Annotated in this window: 12 protein-coding genes; all 12 read right to left on the bottom strand. The window is 74.7% G+C overall.

From position 1 onward, the window contains the following. Positions 1 to 85 precede the first annotated feature (85 nt). The gene (locus tag ACZ6O5_RS01970; protein WP_465974039.1) at positions 86 to 2,188 is read right to left on the bottom strand and encodes a heavy metal translocating P-type ATPase; all 2,103 of its coding nucleotides are present in this window, start codon (positions 2,186 to 2,188) and stop codon (positions 86 to 88) included. Then, positions 2,188 to 2,559 carry a DUF1622 domain-containing protein gene (locus tag ACZ6O5_RS01965; protein ID WP_281941979.1) on the bottom strand — a complete coding sequence of 124 codons (372 nt, stop codon included), beginning with the start codon at positions 2,557 to 2,559 and terminating at the stop codon, positions 2,188 to 2,190. Before ACZ6O5_RS01965 ends, ACZ6O5_RS01970 begins: the two co-directional genes overlap by 1 nt. Before the next feature lie 133 nt (positions 2,560 to 2,692). Further along, complete coding sequence (locus tag ACZ6O5_RS01960) at positions 2,693 to 4,102, bottom strand: cellulose binding domain-containing protein (RefSeq protein WP_465974038.1); 1,410 nt, start codon at positions 4,100 to 4,102, stop codon at positions 2,693 to 2,695. After that, on the bottom strand, positions 4,099 to 5,505 hold the full coding sequence (locus ACZ6O5_RS01955) for a pectinesterase family protein (protein WP_465974037.1): 1,407 nt from the start codon (positions 5,503 to 5,505) through the stop codon (positions 4,099 to 4,101). Before ACZ6O5_RS01955 ends, ACZ6O5_RS01960 begins: the two co-directional genes overlap by 4 nt. 171 nt (positions 5,506 to 5,676) lie before the next feature. After that, positions 5,677 to 7,803 carry a sigma-70 family RNA polymerase sigma factor gene (locus tag ACZ6O5_RS01950; protein ID WP_465974036.1) on the bottom strand — a complete coding sequence of 709 codons (2,127 nt, stop codon included), beginning with the start codon at positions 7,801 to 7,803 and terminating at the stop codon, positions 5,677 to 5,679. Positions 7,804 to 7,907: 104 nt separating this feature from the next. Further along, positions 7,908 to 8,573, bottom strand: a complete 666-nt coding sequence (locus ACZ6O5_RS01945; RefSeq protein WP_465974035.1) for a TcmI family type II polyketide cyclase — start codon at positions 8,571 to 8,573, stop codon at positions 7,908 to 7,910. A gap of 35 nt (positions 8,574 to 8,608) precedes the next feature. Beyond that, complete coding sequence (locus tag ACZ6O5_RS01940; RefSeq protein ID WP_465974034.1) at positions 8,609 to 9,835, bottom strand: cytochrome P450 family protein; 1,227 nt, start codon at positions 9,833 to 9,835, stop codon at positions 8,609 to 8,611. Beyond that, entirely contained in the window at positions 9,832 to 10,152 is a 321-nt protein-coding gene (locus ACZ6O5_RS01935; RefSeq protein WP_107157354.1) for a putative quinol monooxygenase, read from the bottom strand. The genes ACZ6O5_RS01940 and ACZ6O5_RS01935 overlap by 4 nt, the downstream gene beginning before the upstream one ends. Next, on the bottom strand, positions 10,149 to 12,416 hold the full coding sequence (locus tag ACZ6O5_RS01930) for an FAD-dependent monooxygenase (RefSeq protein WP_465974033.1): 2,268 nt from the start codon (positions 12,414 to 12,416) through the stop codon (positions 10,149 to 10,151). Before ACZ6O5_RS01930 ends, ACZ6O5_RS01935 begins: the two co-directional genes overlap by 4 nt. Before the next feature lie 296 nt (positions 12,417 to 12,712). After that, complete coding sequence (locus ACZ6O5_RS01925; protein WP_465974032.1) at positions 12,713 to 13,849, bottom strand: glycoside hydrolase family 26 protein; 1,137 nt, start codon at positions 13,847 to 13,849, stop codon at positions 12,713 to 12,715. Further along, positions 13,843 to 15,702, bottom strand: a complete 1,860-nt coding sequence (locus tag ACZ6O5_RS01920) for a glycosyltransferase family 2 protein (RefSeq protein WP_465974031.1) — start codon at positions 15,700 to 15,702, stop codon at positions 13,843 to 13,845. Before ACZ6O5_RS01920 ends, ACZ6O5_RS01925 begins: the two co-directional genes overlap by 7 nt. Positions 15,703 to 15,781: 79 nt before the next feature. Further along, positions 15,782 to 17,287 carry a glycosyltransferase family 39 protein gene (locus ACZ6O5_RS01915; protein ID WP_465974030.1) on the bottom strand — a complete coding sequence of 502 codons (1,506 nt, stop codon included), beginning with the start codon at positions 17,285 to 17,287 and terminating at the stop codon, positions 15,782 to 15,784. Between the last annotated feature and the right edge of the window lie 90 nt (positions 17,288 to 17,377).

Genomic DNA, 17,377 nt, shown 5'->3' with positions numbered 1-17,377 from the left:
TTCCCTCGTCACTCCCGGTGTCAGTGACCCGGTGAGTCGACCTCAAACCTCTCACCCGTGCGCAGGTGCCGGCCAGCAATACATCTCACGTCCCGCTCGGCGCGAGCCGGACCCGGCGTAGCAGTTGGGCGTTGAGCGCCACCACGATGGTGGAGGCGGACATCAGCACCGCGCCGAGCGCCGGGCTGAGCGCGACCCCGGCTCCGGCCAGCACACCGGCGGCGAGTGGAATGGCGACCACGTTGTAGCCGGCCGCCCAGGCCAGGTTCTGCCGCATCTTGCGGTACGACGCCCGGGACAGCCGGATCACCCCGCCGACGCCGCGCGGGTCGGAGCCGGCGAGCACCACCCCGGCGGACTCGATCGCCACGTCGGTGCCGGCGCCGATGGCCACCCCGACGTCGGCGCGGGCCAGGGCCGGGGCGTCGTTGACGCCGTCGCCGACCATGGCCACGGTCAGCCCGCGCGCCTGCAGGTCGGCGACCGCCTTGTCCTTGTCGGCCGGCAGCACCTCGGCGAAGACCTCGTCGACGCCGGGCCGGAAGCCGAGGTCGGCGGCGACCGCCCCGGCCACCGGGCGGGCATCGCCGGTGATCATCACGATCTTGCGTACGCCCAGCTCACGCAGCTCGGCCACGGCGGCCCGCGCCTCCGGTCGGACGCGGTCCTCAAGCGCGAACGCGGCGGTCACCTCGGGGCCGTGCCCGGCCGGCAGCCGGACCAGGTGCAGCACCGCCGCGCCCCGCCGGGACCAGTCCGCCGCGGCCCGGGCCAGGTCGTCGGGCACCGCGGCGTCCAGCTCGCGCAGCAGCGCCGGACCGCCCACCGCCCAGTCGACGCCGTCCACCGTGGCCCGCACGCCGCGACCGGCGAGCGCGCGGAAGCCGTGCGCGGCCGGGCGCCCCGGACCCGGATCGCCGGCGCCCGGACCGGGCGGGCCCGCGTCGGCGGCGGCCGGATCCGGCCCGCCCGCGTCGGCGGCGGCCGGGCGGGTGGACCGCGCGTCGGCGGCGGCGACGAGCGCCCGGGCGAGCGGGTGCTCGCTGTCGGCCTCCACCGCGCCGGCGAGGCCCAGCGCGCCGTCGCGGTCCAGACCGCCGGTGGCGACCACCCCGGTGACGGTGTGCCGACCGGTGGTGAGCGTGCCGGTCTTGTCGAACAGGACGGTGTCGACGGTGCGCATCCGCTCCAGCGCAAGCCGGTCCTTCACCAGGATGCCGGCGCGCGCGGAGAGCGCGGTGGAGAGCGCCACCACCAGCGGAATGGCCAGCCCGAGGGCGTGCGGGCAGGCGATCACCAGCACGGTCACGGTCCGCACCACGGCCTGGTCGGTGTCGCCGAGCAGGAGCCAGACCACGAAGGTGACCAGGCCGGCGGTCGCCGCCAGGTAGAACAGCAGCGCGGCGAACCGGTCGGCGAGCACCTGCGCGCGCCCGCCGGAGGACTGCGCCTCGGCGACCAGCCGGCCGATGCCGGCCAGCGCGGTGTCCGCGCCGACCGCGTCGACGCGTACCCGCAGGGTGGCGTCGGTGGCCACGGTGCCGGCGACCACCCGGTCCCCGGCGGCGCGGGGCACCGGCCGGGACTCCCCCGTGATCATCGACTCGTCCAGCTCGGCCGCGCCCTCGACGATCCGGCCGTCGGCCGGCACCCGACCGCCGGGGCGGACCAGCACCAGGTCACCCACCCGCAGGTCGGCGACGGGCACCGGCTGCGGCCGGCCGGTCCCGTCCAGGCGCTCGGCGTCGTCGGGCAGCAGGGCGGCCAGCGCGCCCAGCGCGCCGCGCGCCTGCCCCACCGCCCGCATCTCCTGCCAGTGGCCGAGCAGCATGATGGTGACAAGCGCGGCCAGCTCCCACCAGAAGTCCAGGTCGAACACGCCGAGGCTGGTGGCCACCGAGGCGAGGTACGCCACCACGATCGCCATGGAGATCAGCAGCATCATGCCGGGCGCGCGGTCGCGCAGCTCGCGCAGACCGCCGGCCAGGAACGGCCAGCCGCCGTAGCCGAAGACGACCGTGCCGAGCACCGGGCCCACCCAGCGCACGCCCGGGACGGCCAGCGAGTAGCCGAACCAGTCCATCACCATGTGGCTGGTGAGGACGATCGGCACGGTCAACGCCAGGCTCAGCCAGAACCGGCGGCGGAACTGCTCCGGGTCGTGTCCGGCGTGGTGCGCGTGGCCCATCAGTCGGCACCCGCCTGCCCGGCCCGCGGGAGCTTGCCCTGCCAGGGCCAGCGGCCGTCCAGCTCCACCTCCAGCGAGAAGCTGAGGAACGTCCGGACCGCCACGATCAACGCCAGCACGCCCACGCTGGTGAAGGTGGGCGACACCGCGACCGTACGGATGATGTCGCCGCCGACCAGGAACTCCAGGCCGAGCAGGATGGCCCGGCCGACCCCCTGCCGGTACGCCCGGTAGTGCGCGACCACCTGCCGGGTACGACCGCAGCGCGCCGCGAACACCACCGTGGCGACCGTGACGCCCACCGCGATGACCAGCACCCCGGTCAGGTCCAGCAACGCGCCGATGTGCTGGATGATCTCCTTGGTCGGCACCCGACACCTCCGTCCGCCTCAGCCTGGCGTATCCGGCGGGGGCGGCGAGCGGGTTTGCGCGACCCGGCAGCCGGTGGGGGACGTCCGGCCGGGGCGGCGGGCCCGGTGGACCGCACCGCCCCGGCCGGCGGCCTCACTGGCCGATGGCGGCCTGCGGTCCGGCGTAGGTCCGGACGAGGTTCGGGACCTGGTCGGCGGCGTCGAGCCGGTAGCTGTAGAAGCTCGACGGGGTGAAGGCGGACCCACCGGTCTCCCGCTGGCCGGTGCAGCTCACGCAGACGCTGCCGGTCTGGCGCAGCTCGGCGGTGTCGTCGCGGTAGTAGGGGTCCTTGACGGTGTCGTAGTACGTGTTCTCGATGACCATCCTGGTGGCGCCGCGGGAGTAGTTGCCGTAGCCGCGGACGTTCTGCAGGTAGTTGTTGTAGAGGTGGGCGTACTGCACGTTGTCGGTGCTGGGGTTGCGCACGTTGGTGTCGTGGATCCAGTTGTGGTGGATGGTGATGCGCGCGGTGACGTTGGTGGTCCAGCCGATGCCGAACGCCTTGTTGCCCTCGGCGATGACGTTCCAGGACACGGTCAGGTTGGTGGTGTCCTTACGACTGTCGATGAGACCGTCGTTCATCCGCACGATCTGGTTGTGGTCGATCCAGATCCGGTTGGCGGTGTCCATCTGGATGCCGTCGTAGTCGAAGTCCTTGTCGTCCGGGTCGTCGGAGGTCATCCGGGTGTCGCGGATGGTCAGGTTCCGGATGATGACGTTGCTGGTGCCGGTGCCGAGGTTGAAGCCGCCGTTGACGATCTGGCCGCTGCGGCCGACGCCGACGATGGTCTTGTCGGACCTGACCGGGATCTCCCTGCCGTACGGGCTGACCGTGATGGCCGCGCCGACCCGGATCATGTACGGGGTGCTGGCGGCGGCGTACCGTTCCAGGTCGGCCTGGTTGGTGACGGTGACCGTGGTGCCACCGGCCCCGCCGGTCGTGCCGGCGGCCCCGGCGAACCCGTCCGGCGCGTTCGGGTACGGCCCGCTCGACGGCGGTGTGGTCGACGGCGGCGTGGTGGGGGTCGGGCCGGGCGCGCCGGTCGTCGGGGTGACCCCGCCGGTGCAGGCGGTGTCGTTGAGCGTGAACGCCGTCGGCGCCGGGTTGGTGGCCCCGCGCGTGCCGGTGAAGCCGAACGAGACGCTGCCGCCGGTCGGCACCGCGGCGTTGTAGCCGACATCGGTCGCGGTGACGCTCGACGTACCGGTCGGGATCGTCGCGCTCCACGCCTGGCTCACCTGCTGGCCGGCGGGGAACGTCCAGGCCAGCCGCCAGCCGGTGAGCGCGTCGCCCAGGTTGGTGACCGTCACGTCGGCGTTGAAGCCGCCGCTCCACTCGCTGGACACCCGGTAGTCGACCCGGCAGCCGGCCGCCGCCTGCGCGGTGACCGCGGTGACCGCGCCGGCCACGGCGAGCGCCGCGGTGGCGCCCAGCACCAGGGCGGTACGCCAGGACCGGCGCGGCGTCGGGTGCGTCGTGTCCCTCTCCCGGGTGGGGCTCACAGCGGGTTCCAGCCGTCGGCGCCGGCCAGGTACCGCTGCGGGGTGTAGTTCGCCGCCTGGGCGTCGCTGAGCTGGGGGCGGTTGCTGTTGACGGTCGCGCCGGCGCCGGTGTTGCGGTATTCGGAGAAGCGGGCGTTCTGCCAGGTGGCGTCGCCCATGTTGGTCCACGGCTGGCTGATCTTGATGGTGTTGCTGAGCGTGGACTCGCGGTAGAGGACCTGGGCGCCCTGGCCCCAGGGGCGGCCGAGCGTGGTGTTGTCGGTGCCGGTGCCGGTGACGGTGGACCGGTAGATCAGGAAGCCGTAGGTCTTGGCGGGGTCGGTTCGGGCGGCGGTGATGGCGCTGCCGGTGGAGCGCTTCTCGTGGATGGTGGAGGCGTTGATGACGACGGTGCCGTCGCCGAAGATGAAGTCGGTGGTGCCCTCGATGTAGGAGCTGACCACGTAGGCGCGGGCGCGCGCGTTGACCAGGAAGGTGTCCTGGTCGCCGAGGAGCCGCACGTGGCGCAGCACGGCCCGGTCGGCGTTGAGGTGCAACGCGACGGCCTGCTGGTTGACGGTCGTGGAGTTCTCGTCGTAGTCGTTGGCGATGGTCAGGTTCTCCGCGACGAAGTTCGCGCCGTCGACGAACATGCTGGCGCTGGCGAAGGTGCCGTTGCTGGCGGCCGAGTTGTGGTAGACGATCGTGGTGTTCGACGGGGACGAGCCGAGCCCCTGGAAGGTGATGTTCGGCTTGTTCGCCGGCACGCGTACCACCTGCCGGTAGGTGCCGGGCTTGATGGTGATGACCCGGCGGGTGGTGTTGTTCGCTGGCACCGCGTCCACCGCCTCCTGCACGGTGCGGTACGTGCCGCTGCCGTCCGCGGCCACCGTCGGCGGGGTGGTCGGCGGCGGGGTGGTCGGCGGCGGGGTGGTCGGCGGCGGGGTGGTCGGCCCGGAGGTCGGCGTCGGGGTCGGGGTCGGTGTCGGCGTGGGGGCGGACGGGCCGCCACAGGCGACACCGTTGAGCGTGAACGCGGTCGGGCTCGGGTTGGTGGTGCCGGTCGAGGCGCCGTTGAAGCCGACCTCGACGCTCGCGCCGGCGGCGATGGTCGCGTTCCAGTCGACGTTGGTGGCGACGACGGCCGCGCCGGACGAACCGGCGGTGAAGCCCCACGCCTGCGTGACGGTCTGCCCGGCCGGGAACGTCCAGCCGAGACGCCAGCCGGTGAGCGTGTCACCGAGGTTACGGATGGTGATGGCCGCGCTGAAGCCGCCGGACCACTGCGCGGTGACCCGGTAGTCGACCTGGCAGCCCGCGGCGGCCTGGGACGGGCCGGCGGTGGCGACGCCCACGGCGGCGATGGCGGTGGTGACGAGCACGGCGAGCACGGTGGCCGTCCGTCGTCGGAGGAGGATTCTCACGGTTCTCCCGGGGTTCGGTGCGGATGCGGTGTGGTCTCCCCGACCGTCACCGCCAGCGCTGGCGGCGGCCCGCACGGCAGGGAGCGGTGCCCGGAACGGGTGCTGCCCGGCGACCCCGTCAGCACACAGACGGGCCGGCACGACCGCGGCAACGGTTTTCCGGCGGATTTCTCAGAAGGCGGTCAGGTCGGCGCCGATGCCGGTACCGGTGCTGAGGTAGCGGGTGGCCGGCAGCCTCCCGTCCGGCCGGCGCGGTCCCTCGGCCACACCCGGGTCGGTCGACCGCAGCCGTACGGCGGTCCCGCCGTCCCAGGAGTTGCCGGCGGTGTCCGCGGCGCCCCGCGCCGGTGCGGCGTTCCCCACGGCCACGTTCCGGCGCGCGGTGGTCTCGCCGTCGGCCAGGTCGAAGCCGACACCGCCGTTGCGGAAGGCGGTGTTGCCGGTGAGGTCGATCGGCCCGGTGTTGGCCTCCACGCCGAACCCGTGTCCCCGGTTGTCCCAGGCCGCGTTCCCCCGCACCCGGTGCCCGGCCGGGAGCGACTCACCGCCGCCGAGGGAGAAGCCACCCCCGTTGCTGTCCCAGTCGGCCACCTCCCAGCGGTCCTGCCCGTTGCCGTAGGACCAGTTCCGCTCCACCGTCACCGGGTCGGCGAACCCGCCCAGGTCGACGCCGTCGTCGGCGTTGTGGAAGGCCCGGTTGCCGCGCAGCACGTTCCCGACGCCGGCCCCGAACTTGACCGCCAGCCCGATCCCGGAGCCGCCCGGGTCCGCCGGGTCGTAGCTGCGGAAGAAGTCGCTGTCGAGCACCTGGTTGTCGACCGTCCCCGGGTCGCGCAGCGTCAGGCCGGAGCGGACGTTGTCGTGCATGGAGAGCCGGCGGAACACGGTGTGGGCGCAGGACCGGCAGACCCAGGCGTGGCTGCGGGAGCCGCGTACCTCGAGATCCTGCACGGTCCACCACGCGGTCCGCTGGGTGACCGCCCATCTGTCCGCGGGAATCGCGGCGGCGTCGAGCACCGGCTGTTCCGCCCGGTAGGCGCCGAGCACGATGCGCCGGTCCGCGGTGCCGTCGGTGGTGATGGTCACCGGCTCGGTCATCCGGTAGGTGCCGCCGCGCAGCGCGATGGTCTGGCCGGGCCGGACCGCTTCGACCGCCCGGCCCAGCGTGGCGAACGGACGGCGGAGACTGCCGTCGCCGTCGTCGTGGCCGTCCGGGGCGACGACGATGTCGGCGTCGGTGACGCCGGTGAGCGCCCGCGACGGCCGAGGCGTCGGGGTGCCGCCCGGCGGTCCCGACGGCGCGGGCGGGGCCGACGGGCCGCCGTACCCCGGGATCGTCGGCGCGGCGGCCACCACGCCGTCGCGCCCGTCCGGGGTGTGGCGCACGGCGGGCACGAGGCCACCGACCGCCAGGATCGCGACCGTGCCCGCCGCGACCGCGGCCTTGTGCGACAGCACGCCCCGCAGGCCGCCCGTCACGCCGGACACGGCGGCCGACGCCGTCGGCGCGACCACCCGGGCCTCGACCGCCAGGCGCAGCCCGGCCGGCACCGCCAGCCCGGCCAGCACGGGCAGCACCTGCTCCGGCGTGGTCCGACGGCCGCCGGCCGCGAGGCACGCCGGGCAGGCGAACACGTGCCGGCCCAGCCGCTTGCGCCACAGCGGGACGAGCCCCCCGTCCCAGCCCCGCGCGGTGCGGGCCAGGTCGGGACAGCGCGGCCGGGCCCGCCACGCGGCCAGCACCGTGTACGCCTGCGCGAGCCGGGTGCGCATCCGCTGGATCCGGACCGCCGCGTGTGCCGGGCCGACCGCCAGCGCCTCGGCCAGGTCGGCCCGGCTCAGCTCGCCGTTGAGCTCCTGCCACCACAGCGTGAGCACCTCGCGGTCGTCGGTGTCGAGCCAGGCGACAGCGGCGAGCACGTCCCGCCGCTCGGCGTCCCGCTCCGCCCCGGCCAGCACCTCGCCGGCCACGTCCACGGCCGGGTCCGGCACGTCCGCGTACGGGTCCAGCGGCACCTGCCGGGCGGCGACCCGCCGGCGGGCGTGCTCCCGCACCTGGCGGATGGCGATGGTGACCAGCCAGGCCCGGAAGCGTTCCGGTTCGCGCAGCGCGGGCAGCCGCTCGACCACCCGCAGCATGACCTCCTGCACCACGTCGTCGACGTCGGCGTGCCCCGCCAACGCACGGCCGACCACGTTGTAGACGAGCGGCAGGTGGGCGGCGAGCAACGCGGTGAGCGCGCCCCGGTCACCGCGACGCGCGGCCGTCACCAGGCCGACGTCCGCCTCCGCGGTCACCGCGCACCGCCCTCCGGCCCCCGCGGGATCCCGACCACCGGCGATCGTGGGAGCGCGCCCAAGAGGCTGGCACAGCGTTACCGGCTTGTAAACTCCGTCCCGGCTCAGTCCTGCGCGCGCCAGCGGTAGAAGACGGTGGCCACCTGGTCCTGCGGGCCGTGGCAGAGGTCCGGCCGGTACGGCTCGACGTACGGGCCGAGCTCCCGCCGCACCCTGTCGAACGTCGGCGTGTCGGCGTGCTGGTCGCGGGTGGCCTCGGCGGCCGAGGACTCCTGCTCCAACAGGTGCACGTAGACGTCGTCGATCGAGTAGAGCCAGCGCCCGGTGACGCCCAGCTCGGCCGGGAGCGACCCGGCGTCGGACTCGGCGAACACCCGGGCCACGTCCGGCTCGGCGCCCGGCTTGATCCGTCCGACGATCACGGTCAGCGTGGTGTCGTCCGGCGGCTCCCCCTCCGGCGCCCAGTGGTAGAACTCCTTGGCCACCGAGTCCGACGGGTTCTTCCAGTACCGCGGGTACGGCGTCACGTACGGGCCGATCTCCTCGGCGATCTTCTGGAACGCGGGCAGCCCACGGGTCTGCCCGGAGATCCTCGGGTCCTGCTCACGCTCGATCACGTGCAGGTACAGGTCGTGGTGCGACAGCAGGTACCGGCCGATGACGCCGAGATCCTGCGGTCGGGTGATCTGGTCGTAGTGGCCGAAGACGTTGCCGACGATCTCGTCGCTGCCGGGGACCATGTGGCAGACGATCACGTTCCGGAAGACCATGACGTGCTCCTTGGCTGGCTGGCTGAATGGGCGGGCTAGGCGGAGAAGGTGACCGGCAGTTCCAGCAGGCCACGGAAGGGCGAGGCGGCGGGCAGTCGGCGTACCTCGGTGAGCGGCACGGCGAGCCGCAACCCGGGCAGCCGGCGCAGCAGGGCGGAGAGCGCGAGCAGCGCCTCCATCCGGGCCAACGAGACGCCCAGGCAGTAGTGCACGCCGTGGCCGAAGCCGAGGTGCGGCCCCCGGACCCGGCGCAGGTCGAGCCGGTCCGGGTCGGCGAAGTGGGCCGGGTCGTGGTTCGCCGCGTTGATCGCCACCCCGACGATCGAGCCGCGCGGGATGCGTACCCCCTGGTACTCGACGTCCTCGGTGGTGATGCGCGGGCTGGCCACCGGCAGCGGGCCGTCGAACCGCAGCAGCTCCTCGATCGCGGTGGGCAGCAGGCGCGGCGTGCTGCGCAGCAGCGCCAACTGCTCCGGGTGGGTGAGCAGGGCCAGCACCGCGTTGCCGAGGAAGTCGGCGGTGGTCTGGTGGCCGGCGAACAGCAGCAGGAACGTGGTGGTCACCAGCTCCGCCTCGGACAGCGTCCGGTCCTGGTCGACGGCCCGCACCAGCGCGCCGATGATGTCGTCGGCCGGGTCGCCCCGCTTGGCCCGGACCAGCTCGGTCAGGTAGTCGTGCAGCCGCGCCTGGGCCTCCTGCACCGCCGCGCGTTCCTCCTCCGGCGGCCGGCGGGTCGAGCCGGAGGTACGGATGACCTGCGTCCAGTCGAGCACTTGGTCGTGGTCGGCCGGCGGCACGCCGAGCAGCTCGCAGATGACCGTCATCGGCAGCGGGATGGCGAAGTCCCGCATGAGGTCCGCCTCGCCGTGCGGCACGATCTTGTCGAGCAGGGAGTCGACGACGGTGGCCACCCGGGGTCGCAGCGCCTCGATCCGCCGGGGCGCGAACGCCTGTGACACCACGCGGCGCAGCCGGGTGTGCTCGGGCGGGTCGGAGTTGAGCATGTTGCGGTTCAGCCCCTCCGAGTTCGGGCCGAAGATCCGCAGGAAGTGCCGGTCCGGGCCGTAGAGGTCCTTGGAGAGCCGCGGGTCGGTCAACGCCGCGCGCGCGTCGTCGAAGCGGGTGATCAACCAGGAGTCGAAGCGCGGCGATCCCACCGGGCAGACCGGCCGCTGCGCGCGCAGCCGGGCGAAGGTGGGATAGGGGTCGGCCGCGAACGCGTCCGTGTACAGCTCGCCGGCGGGTACCACGTCGTCGGTCATCGGGCCTCCCCCGGCTCGCCGGCCACACTGTGCAGCACCTGGTAGGTGTGCCGTTCCGCGGACTCGCGCAGCTCCCGGACCACGCGCAGCAGCCGGTCCCGGTGCGCGCTGCGGCCGAACGCGTCCAGCCGCTCCCGGTCGGCCCAGTCGCTGATCACCAGATAGACCCGCGGGTCGTCGGCGTCGCGGACCAGGTCCTGGTGCAGGCAGCCGTCGAGCGTGCGGATCTCCTCGGCGGCGGTCCGCCACTCCGCCTCGAACCGTTCCTCGCAGCCCTCCCGGGTGCGCATCGCCAGCACCGTCCGGACCCGGCTCACCGGACACCGCCGAACACCAGGCACAGGTGCTTGCGGAGCGCGTCGGCGTCGACCGGGGCGCCCCGGAACCCGACGTGCCCGTCCGGGCGGATCAGGTAGAGCCCGGTGCCGGCCAGGCCGTATCCGGCGCGGAACCGCCGGTCGGCGTCGCGCAGCACCGGCGGGTCGGCCAGGTGCGGCTCGGCGACGTCCGGGTCGAGCAGCAGGTACGCGTCCAGCTCCCCGCCGGCCTGCCGCCGCGCGTCGGCGCACAGGTCGGTGAGCCCGGCCAGCTCCGCCGCGTCGGCCGTGGCATCGGCGTAGAGCAGCAGCGTGTGCCCGGTGCCGCGGGTCAGGTCCCGCAACCGCAGCGGGTGCCCGACGCCGCGCCGCCGCAGTCCCTCGACGTCCGGCGCGCGGTCGCCGGGGCGGGGCGCGTCACCGAGCGCGGCCGGGTCGGCGACGGTCTCCCCGACCAGCGGGCTGCCGGCGTAGCTGAGCAGCAGGGACATCTCCTGGAGGAACTGCCGTTCCAGGTCGGCGCGGTCCACCTCCTCGGTGCCCGCCAACCGCACCGCGCGACCGACGATCTCCTCGCCCTCCGGCCGCCGCTCGGCCTCGTAGCTGTCCAGCAGCCCGGGGGCGGCGCGCCCGCGTACCGCCAGGGCCAGCTTCCAGGCCAGGTTCCAGGCGTCCTGGATGCCGGTGTTCATGCCCTGGCCGCCGGCCGGTGGGTGCAGGTGGGCGGCGTCGCCGGCGACGAAGACCCGACCCTGCCGGTAGCGGTCGACGATGCCGTGACTGATCCGGAACACCGACGACCAGCGCAGGTTCGACGCCCGGGTGCCGGGCGGGGCGAGCCGGTCGAGGGCGGCCTGCACGTCGTCGAGCGTCGGCGAGGCGAGTTCCTCGCTGAACCCGGGCGGGGCGTCCCGGCCGCCGGTCTGCGCGAAGAACCGGGGCGGGGCGAGGGTGGCGATCCGGTACCGGCGCTCGCCGCGTAGCGGGACGCAGACCAGCATTCCGTCCATCTGGCCGTCGGTGGTGTGCAGGAACCGCAGCAGGTGCCCGTCCGGCATGTCCCAGTCCACGTCGACGTCGACGAGCATGAACAGTTGCGGGAAGCGGCCGAGCCCGCCGGTGAAGGTGAGGCCGAGCCGTTCCCGGACGCGGCTGTGCGCGCCGTCGCAACCGATCAGGTACGCCGCGCGGACGGTCTCGGTGCCGCCGTCGGCGGTACGGACGGTGGCGGTGACGCCGTCCGAGTCCTGGGTGAAGTCGACAAGTTCGGCGCCGCGCCGGGGGCGCACCCCGAGCGTGGCCAGCCGCTCGGTGAGGATCCGTTCGGTCTCGTACTGCGGCAGGCCGAGGTGGGCGTACGGCAGGCCGGGCAGCTCCCAGCTCATCCGGTGCGTCTGCACGCCGTTGACGAAGACCATGTTGCCGGTGAGCCAGATGCCGGCGTCCATCGCCTCCCGGACGACGCCCTGCTCCTCCCAGATCTCCATGGTGCGGCAGTGCACGCCGATCGCCTTGTCGGCCTGGTCGGGCGGGGTCGCCAGCCGGTCGATCACCCGGCAGTCGACGCCGCGCCGGGCCAGCTCGACGGCGGCGGTGAGCCCGGTGGGGCCCGCCCCGACCACCAGTACGTCAGTTGTCCTCTGCACATCGGCCTCCCTGCCCGTGGTGTGGTGTCGCCGGTCGTCCACGTCGGGCACGACGTGGAAGAGACGGCGTCGGATGTCGAGGAGGAACGGGGCGATCGGCCCGGCCTGCGCCGAGGCGTGCGCCGGGTCGGCGATCCAGTCGAGGAACTCGGCCGCGCCGTCCCATTCGGCGAAGATGTGGTGCACGTCCGACCCGGGTTCGCGGAGCAGCCGTTCCCGCCGGTAGCCCGGCACGGCCGCCATCCGCCGCACCACCTCGGGGTAGCCCCGGTGGAACTCGGCGAGGCGGGCGCTCGGCACGATCAGCTCCACGTCGACGTAGACCGGCCCGGCCCCGTCGACGTCCTCGGTCATCGTCGGGTAGTCGGGCGGGCCGGCCGGCTCGGTCAGCGGCCGGAGCAGCTCGGCCAGGCGCGCCGCCACCGGCCCGTCCCGGTACGCGCGCAGCGCCGCCTGGTCGACCCACTCGGTGACCACGACGAAGCCGTACGGGTCCAGGGCGTCGCGCAGCAGCTCGCGCCGGAGGCTGCCGGGCGCTGCGCTGACCTGGCCGGCGACGGTCTCCCAGGCCGGCCCGACGGCGGGTTCGCAGCCGGGGCGCGCTCGCCTGAAGAGCATCGTCCTGACCATGCCGCCCCCTCGCGCCGTGCCGCCTCGTGCCGCGACCCTGCCGGAGTCCGCGTCACCCGGTCGTCACCGGCGCACCGGGCGGCTTCTCCGTGCGGTGACGCCGTCGGGACGCCACCCTTCCCGGCTTGTGGCGAACCTTGGCGACAAGCCTCGACAAGCGGCGGGCCTGTAACTGTCGCCCTGGTCATGACGCCTTACGAATTCGACGTCCGCGCCGGGCCGCGGCGACGCCGACGCGGCCGTGGCCGCGCTGCGCTGAGCCGCTCGTCCGCGCCGGGCCGGGCTCAGGGCCCGGCGCGTGGCCGCGACGAGGGCGACCAGGTCACGTCGTACCGGTCGGTGGCGACCGCCTCGGCGAACGCCGCCGCCGCCGGCGAACCAGCGATCCGCCAGTCCTGTTCCTTGTCCACCTCGAACCAGATCAACCCGATCAGGTTCGGGTAGCGCGGCAGCGCGGCGAACGTCTCCCGGATCCACCGGGCCTTGTGCCCGCTGCTCTCGGCGGCAGCGGTCTCGGTGACGACGAGCGGCTTGCCGGTCATCGCGCGGATCTCCGCGACGGTGGGCCCGAAGATCTGGTCGAAGGACGAGTAGGTCTTCGTGAAGGCGCCCATGCCGTAGTAGCCGGTGACGCCCACCCAGTCGACGTAGTCGTCGCCGGGGTAGAGACCGGTCAGCCCGGCGGTCGTCTTGTCCCACCTGGCGTTCGGGCTCCACACCCAGGTGACGTTCGTGGCGCCGGCCGCGGCGAAGACGTCGTGCACGTGCCGCCAGGCGCGCACGTAGTCGCCCCGGTGGTTGCCGTTGGCCCGCTCGCTCCACGGGTACCAGTCGCCGTTCATCTCGTGCGCGAACCGGATGGCGATCGGGTAGCCCAGCGTTCGTACCCCCTCGGCCCAGGAGCGCAGATAGCCGTCGAAGTCGCCGGCGGTGATGCGGGCCAGCCGGTAGTCCGGTTGGCTGGACCGCAGCCGGTCGACCTGGCGGGCCGGCAGGCCGGTGTCCCGGGCCGCCTCGTCGACGGCGTGGTCCCACGGCTCCCAGCCCAGCATCGGCATCATGCCCCGGTCGGCGATCCGGTCGAACAGGGCGCGGTCGAACGTGGCCGACGCCCAGGACGCGCCGAAGAGCATCACCTGCGGCGCCCGACCGGCGGCGGCGGCGAACCGGTCCACGGCGCCCAGGTCGTAGGGGCCGGTGTCGGTCATCACCCCGACGAACGCCCGGCCGGCCGGCGGAAACGCGACGGGGGCGACGGCCGCCGGGGGGTCCGCGGTCGCCAGTGCCCCCGGCGCCGCCGGCCGCGCCGGGTGGCCCGGATCCGGAGCGCGCCACACGCCTGGCGCCACCACGAAGGCGTACGCCAGCAGCAGCACGCCGGCCAGCGCCAGGCCGACCCGGGGCACGGTCACCCTCAGCACGGCGCTCCCTCGCCGACCGGCCTCGCCCGCTCGGGCGCGGGCGCCGGCTCGTCCCGGCGGGCGCGCGCGTTCTCCGCCCAGGCGATCAGCGGCGGTGCGAGCCCGGTGACCAGCGTCAACGCCGGCCAGACCCGCAGCAGCGGGTGGTCGTGGTCCAGCACGAAGCTGGCCCCGAGCAGGCCGGCGGCGCCCGCCGCCCAGCAGAGGTGCAGCCGGAAGGTACGCGGTGACTCGGCGGTGCGCAGTGCCCCCTTGGCGGTCACCACGAAGCCGAGCCGACGGCGCAGCACCGTGCCCACCGCCGCGGCCAGGTAGACCGGCCCGGCGAACAACGCGAGCGCCATCCCGACCATGCCCACCTCCTCCCGCTCGTGCGGGGCGATGTTGAAGCGGCGCAGCCAGAGCCAGAGGAGGAACCAGGTGCCGATCGTCGAACCCCACAGCGTGCCCCACACCTGCGGGTCGAGCCGGCCCGCGTCGACGCCGGTGAGGAGGTACAGCGCGGTGGCCGCGTTGCCCAGCAGCAGGCTGACCGCCACGCTCGGGTAGTAGAACTGGAGCAGGCGGTACTGCCAGCGGCGGCGTGACGGCAGCTCGCGCGGCGCGCGCAGCTCGCGGCGGAGCAGGATCTCGCAGATGCCGGCCGCCCAGCGGCGCTGCTGGTTGAAGTAGTCGGCCCAGGAGGTCGGCCCCTCCCCCAGCGCCACCACGTCCGGGGTGTAGACCCCCTTCCACCGACGGCCGGTGGTCGGGTTGACGGCGGCGTGGATCCGGATGCTGGTGAGGTGGTCCTCGATGATCGAGTCCTGGTAGCCGCCGATGGTCCGCCACGCCGCCGGCCGGTAGAGGTGCCCGGTGCCGGTGAGCAGCGGCGCGTCCAGCCCGTTGCCGCCCCGGGCGATCAGGCCGTTGTAGAGGTACTGCTGCACCGACGCGCCGTGGGCGACGAAGTTCTGGTGCGTGTTGCCGTACACCTGGGGGGTCACCACGAACGCGACGTCGGGGTCGCGGAAGTAGCCGAGCGTCCGTTCCAGGAAGTGCGGCAGCGGCACGTGGTCCGGGTCCACGTTGGCCACCACGTCGTAGCGGTGCTCGTGCTCGGCCCGCCAGGCGTTGTGGTTGCCGGACTTGGTCCGGGCCCGGAACTCGCCACGCGGCTGGTTGTACTCCGGCCGCCCCCGGCGGGTGAAGTGCCGGACGCCCAGCCGCGCCGCCATCGCCCGTACCGCCGGGTCGTCGCCCTCGTCGAGGATCCACACGTCGACCCGCCCGCAGTAGACGATCTCCCGGAGCCGGCGCAGCGTCCGCTCCGCGACGTCGAGCGGCTCCTTGCTCGGCACGATCGTGGTGAGCAGCGCCACCCGCAGGCCGACCGGCGGATCGACCGGCACCGGATCCTTGGCGTGGAAGGCGAACACCCACACCACCACGTTCTGCGCCAGCCGGATCAGCTCGACGCCGACGACCACGCAGAACGCGAGCCGGGCGGCGAGCGTCGACCAGCCGCCCGGCCCGATGACCCCCGGCCCGGGCACGTGCTGCGGCAGCAGCAGCCAGCCGACGAGGAGCAGTCCGGCGGCGCTGTTGACGAGCACCAGCAGGGTGAGCACCGCCCGCGCGGCGACCGAGGCGGCGGGACGGAGTTCGACGGGCGCGTCGGGTGCCCGGGGTGGGCGCAGCGGGCCGGCGGTGGCGCCGCAGCGCGCGTACGCCAGGCGGGCCCGGATGTTGCGCTGCCGGCGGTCGGCCCCCGGCGGGACGGGCCGACCGGGCGGGGCGCCCGGCCGAGCGCGGTCACCCGACGGCGCCGGCCGGGTGGCGCGGGACAGGCGTGTATCGGCGGCGACGGCCACATTTCCCCCATGGTCTGCATCGGGCTCGCCAGGAACCCGAACCGATGCTAAGCGGACAACCAGGCGGTAAAGGCGCGAATCAGGGCGATGTCCGTCGTTGGTCGGTCAGCAGGACCACCGTGAACCCGGCCGGCCGCCAGACCCGCGCCGGCCGGTACCCGGCCCGCAGGGCCCGCGCCGCCACGCCGTCGACGGCCCCGGGCGCCCACCCGCCGGCCGGGTGACCGGGCTGGATCAGCCACAGCCGGCGCGGGGGCACGTCGCACCCGCCGCAGTCGGGCCCCGGCCGGGTGGTGAACACGTCGACCGACCCGGTGGCGAGCACCTCGACCGGGCGGCGGTCGGCGAGCACGTACCGGGCCACCAGCGTCCGCGCCGCCGGGTCACCGTAGAGCACGCCGTCCCCGCGCCGCCCCAGCCCGTCGACGATCGCCGCGACCCGGCGGGGGTCCTGGCCGTGCCCGTCCGGCCCCCGCACGGCCACCTGGGCCGGCGCGCCCACCAACGCGACCGCCGCCAGCCCGGCGACCGCCCCGTGGGCCCGCAGCCGGGACAGCGCCACCGCGGCGAGCACCGCCCAGGCCGGCACCGTGAAGAGCAGGCCGGCCGGCGACCAGACCGGGAGCACCCGCGCCACCAGCAGCAGCCCGAGCGCCGGGACCAACGCCCACGCGGTGCAGATCGCGGCGGCGTACCGGAGCGGGAGACTGAACAGCGCCAACCCGGCCAGCACCGCGCCCAGCGCGGCGACGCCGAACAGCTCCCGGGGCGTGGCCACCAGCCCGCCCGGATCGACGCGGACGCCGGGCGGAAGCAGCCCGCCGTCGTCCCGCACGCCGGACCGGAGCAACGCCGCGACGACGAGCAGGCCCGGCAGCGCGGCGGCCAGCCATCGACCGGCCGTCGCGCGCCGGAACGCCAGCACCACCCACCCGTGGCCGGCGAGCAGCAGCAGCGCCCCGGGCTGACACAGGCCGAGCAGGACCACCGCGCCGGCGTACGCCGCGAGCCGCCGCGGGGTCGGCCGGTCCAGGACCGGCAGCAGCAGCCAGGTGGCGAGCACGGCGGCGAACAGCGCCGACGCGTGCGGTTGGGCCTCCTGCGCGTACCGGGTCGCGGACGGCAGCACCGCGAACAGCGCGCCGGCCAGCACCCCCGTGCCGGGCGTGAACATCCGCGCGGCCAGCGCGCCGACCAGCGCCGCGGCCGCGGTCATCGCCAGCAGCGACGGTACGCGCAGCGCGACGTCGCCCGCGCCGAACAGCTCCGCCCAGCCGCGCACCAACAGGTGGTACGGCGCCAGCGTCCGGTCCCCGGCCCACACGTCGCGCCACGGGGAGGTGGCGGCGCGCCAGGTGGCCAACTCCTCGGTCCGCAGCCCCGGCGTCCCGAGCCCGGCCACGCCGAGCCCACCGGTCAGCAGCGCCGGCAGCAGCCAGGCGGCGATCCGCCACCGGCTGGCGCCGGCCGCGACGCGGGCGGCGGCCCGGCGCGGGCGCGGTGACCGCTCCTCTCCCCACGGGTCCTCGACGCCGACGTCGGCCGGTCCGAGCCGGGGCAGGACCATGGTGTCCGCGTCCATCATCGTGACTCACGCATCCCCTGCGGCCCGGCACCAGGAGCCCACCTTGCGAGGGCTGAACGACGTCCGGAGCCTACGGAGTGGAAACCCGAC

The sequence above is a fragment of the Micromonospora sp. NPDC049201 genome (genome assembly GCF_055586805.1).
Note: the sequence above shows the minus strand (reverse complement) of the source record. Positions and strands in the feature narration are given on the sequence as shown.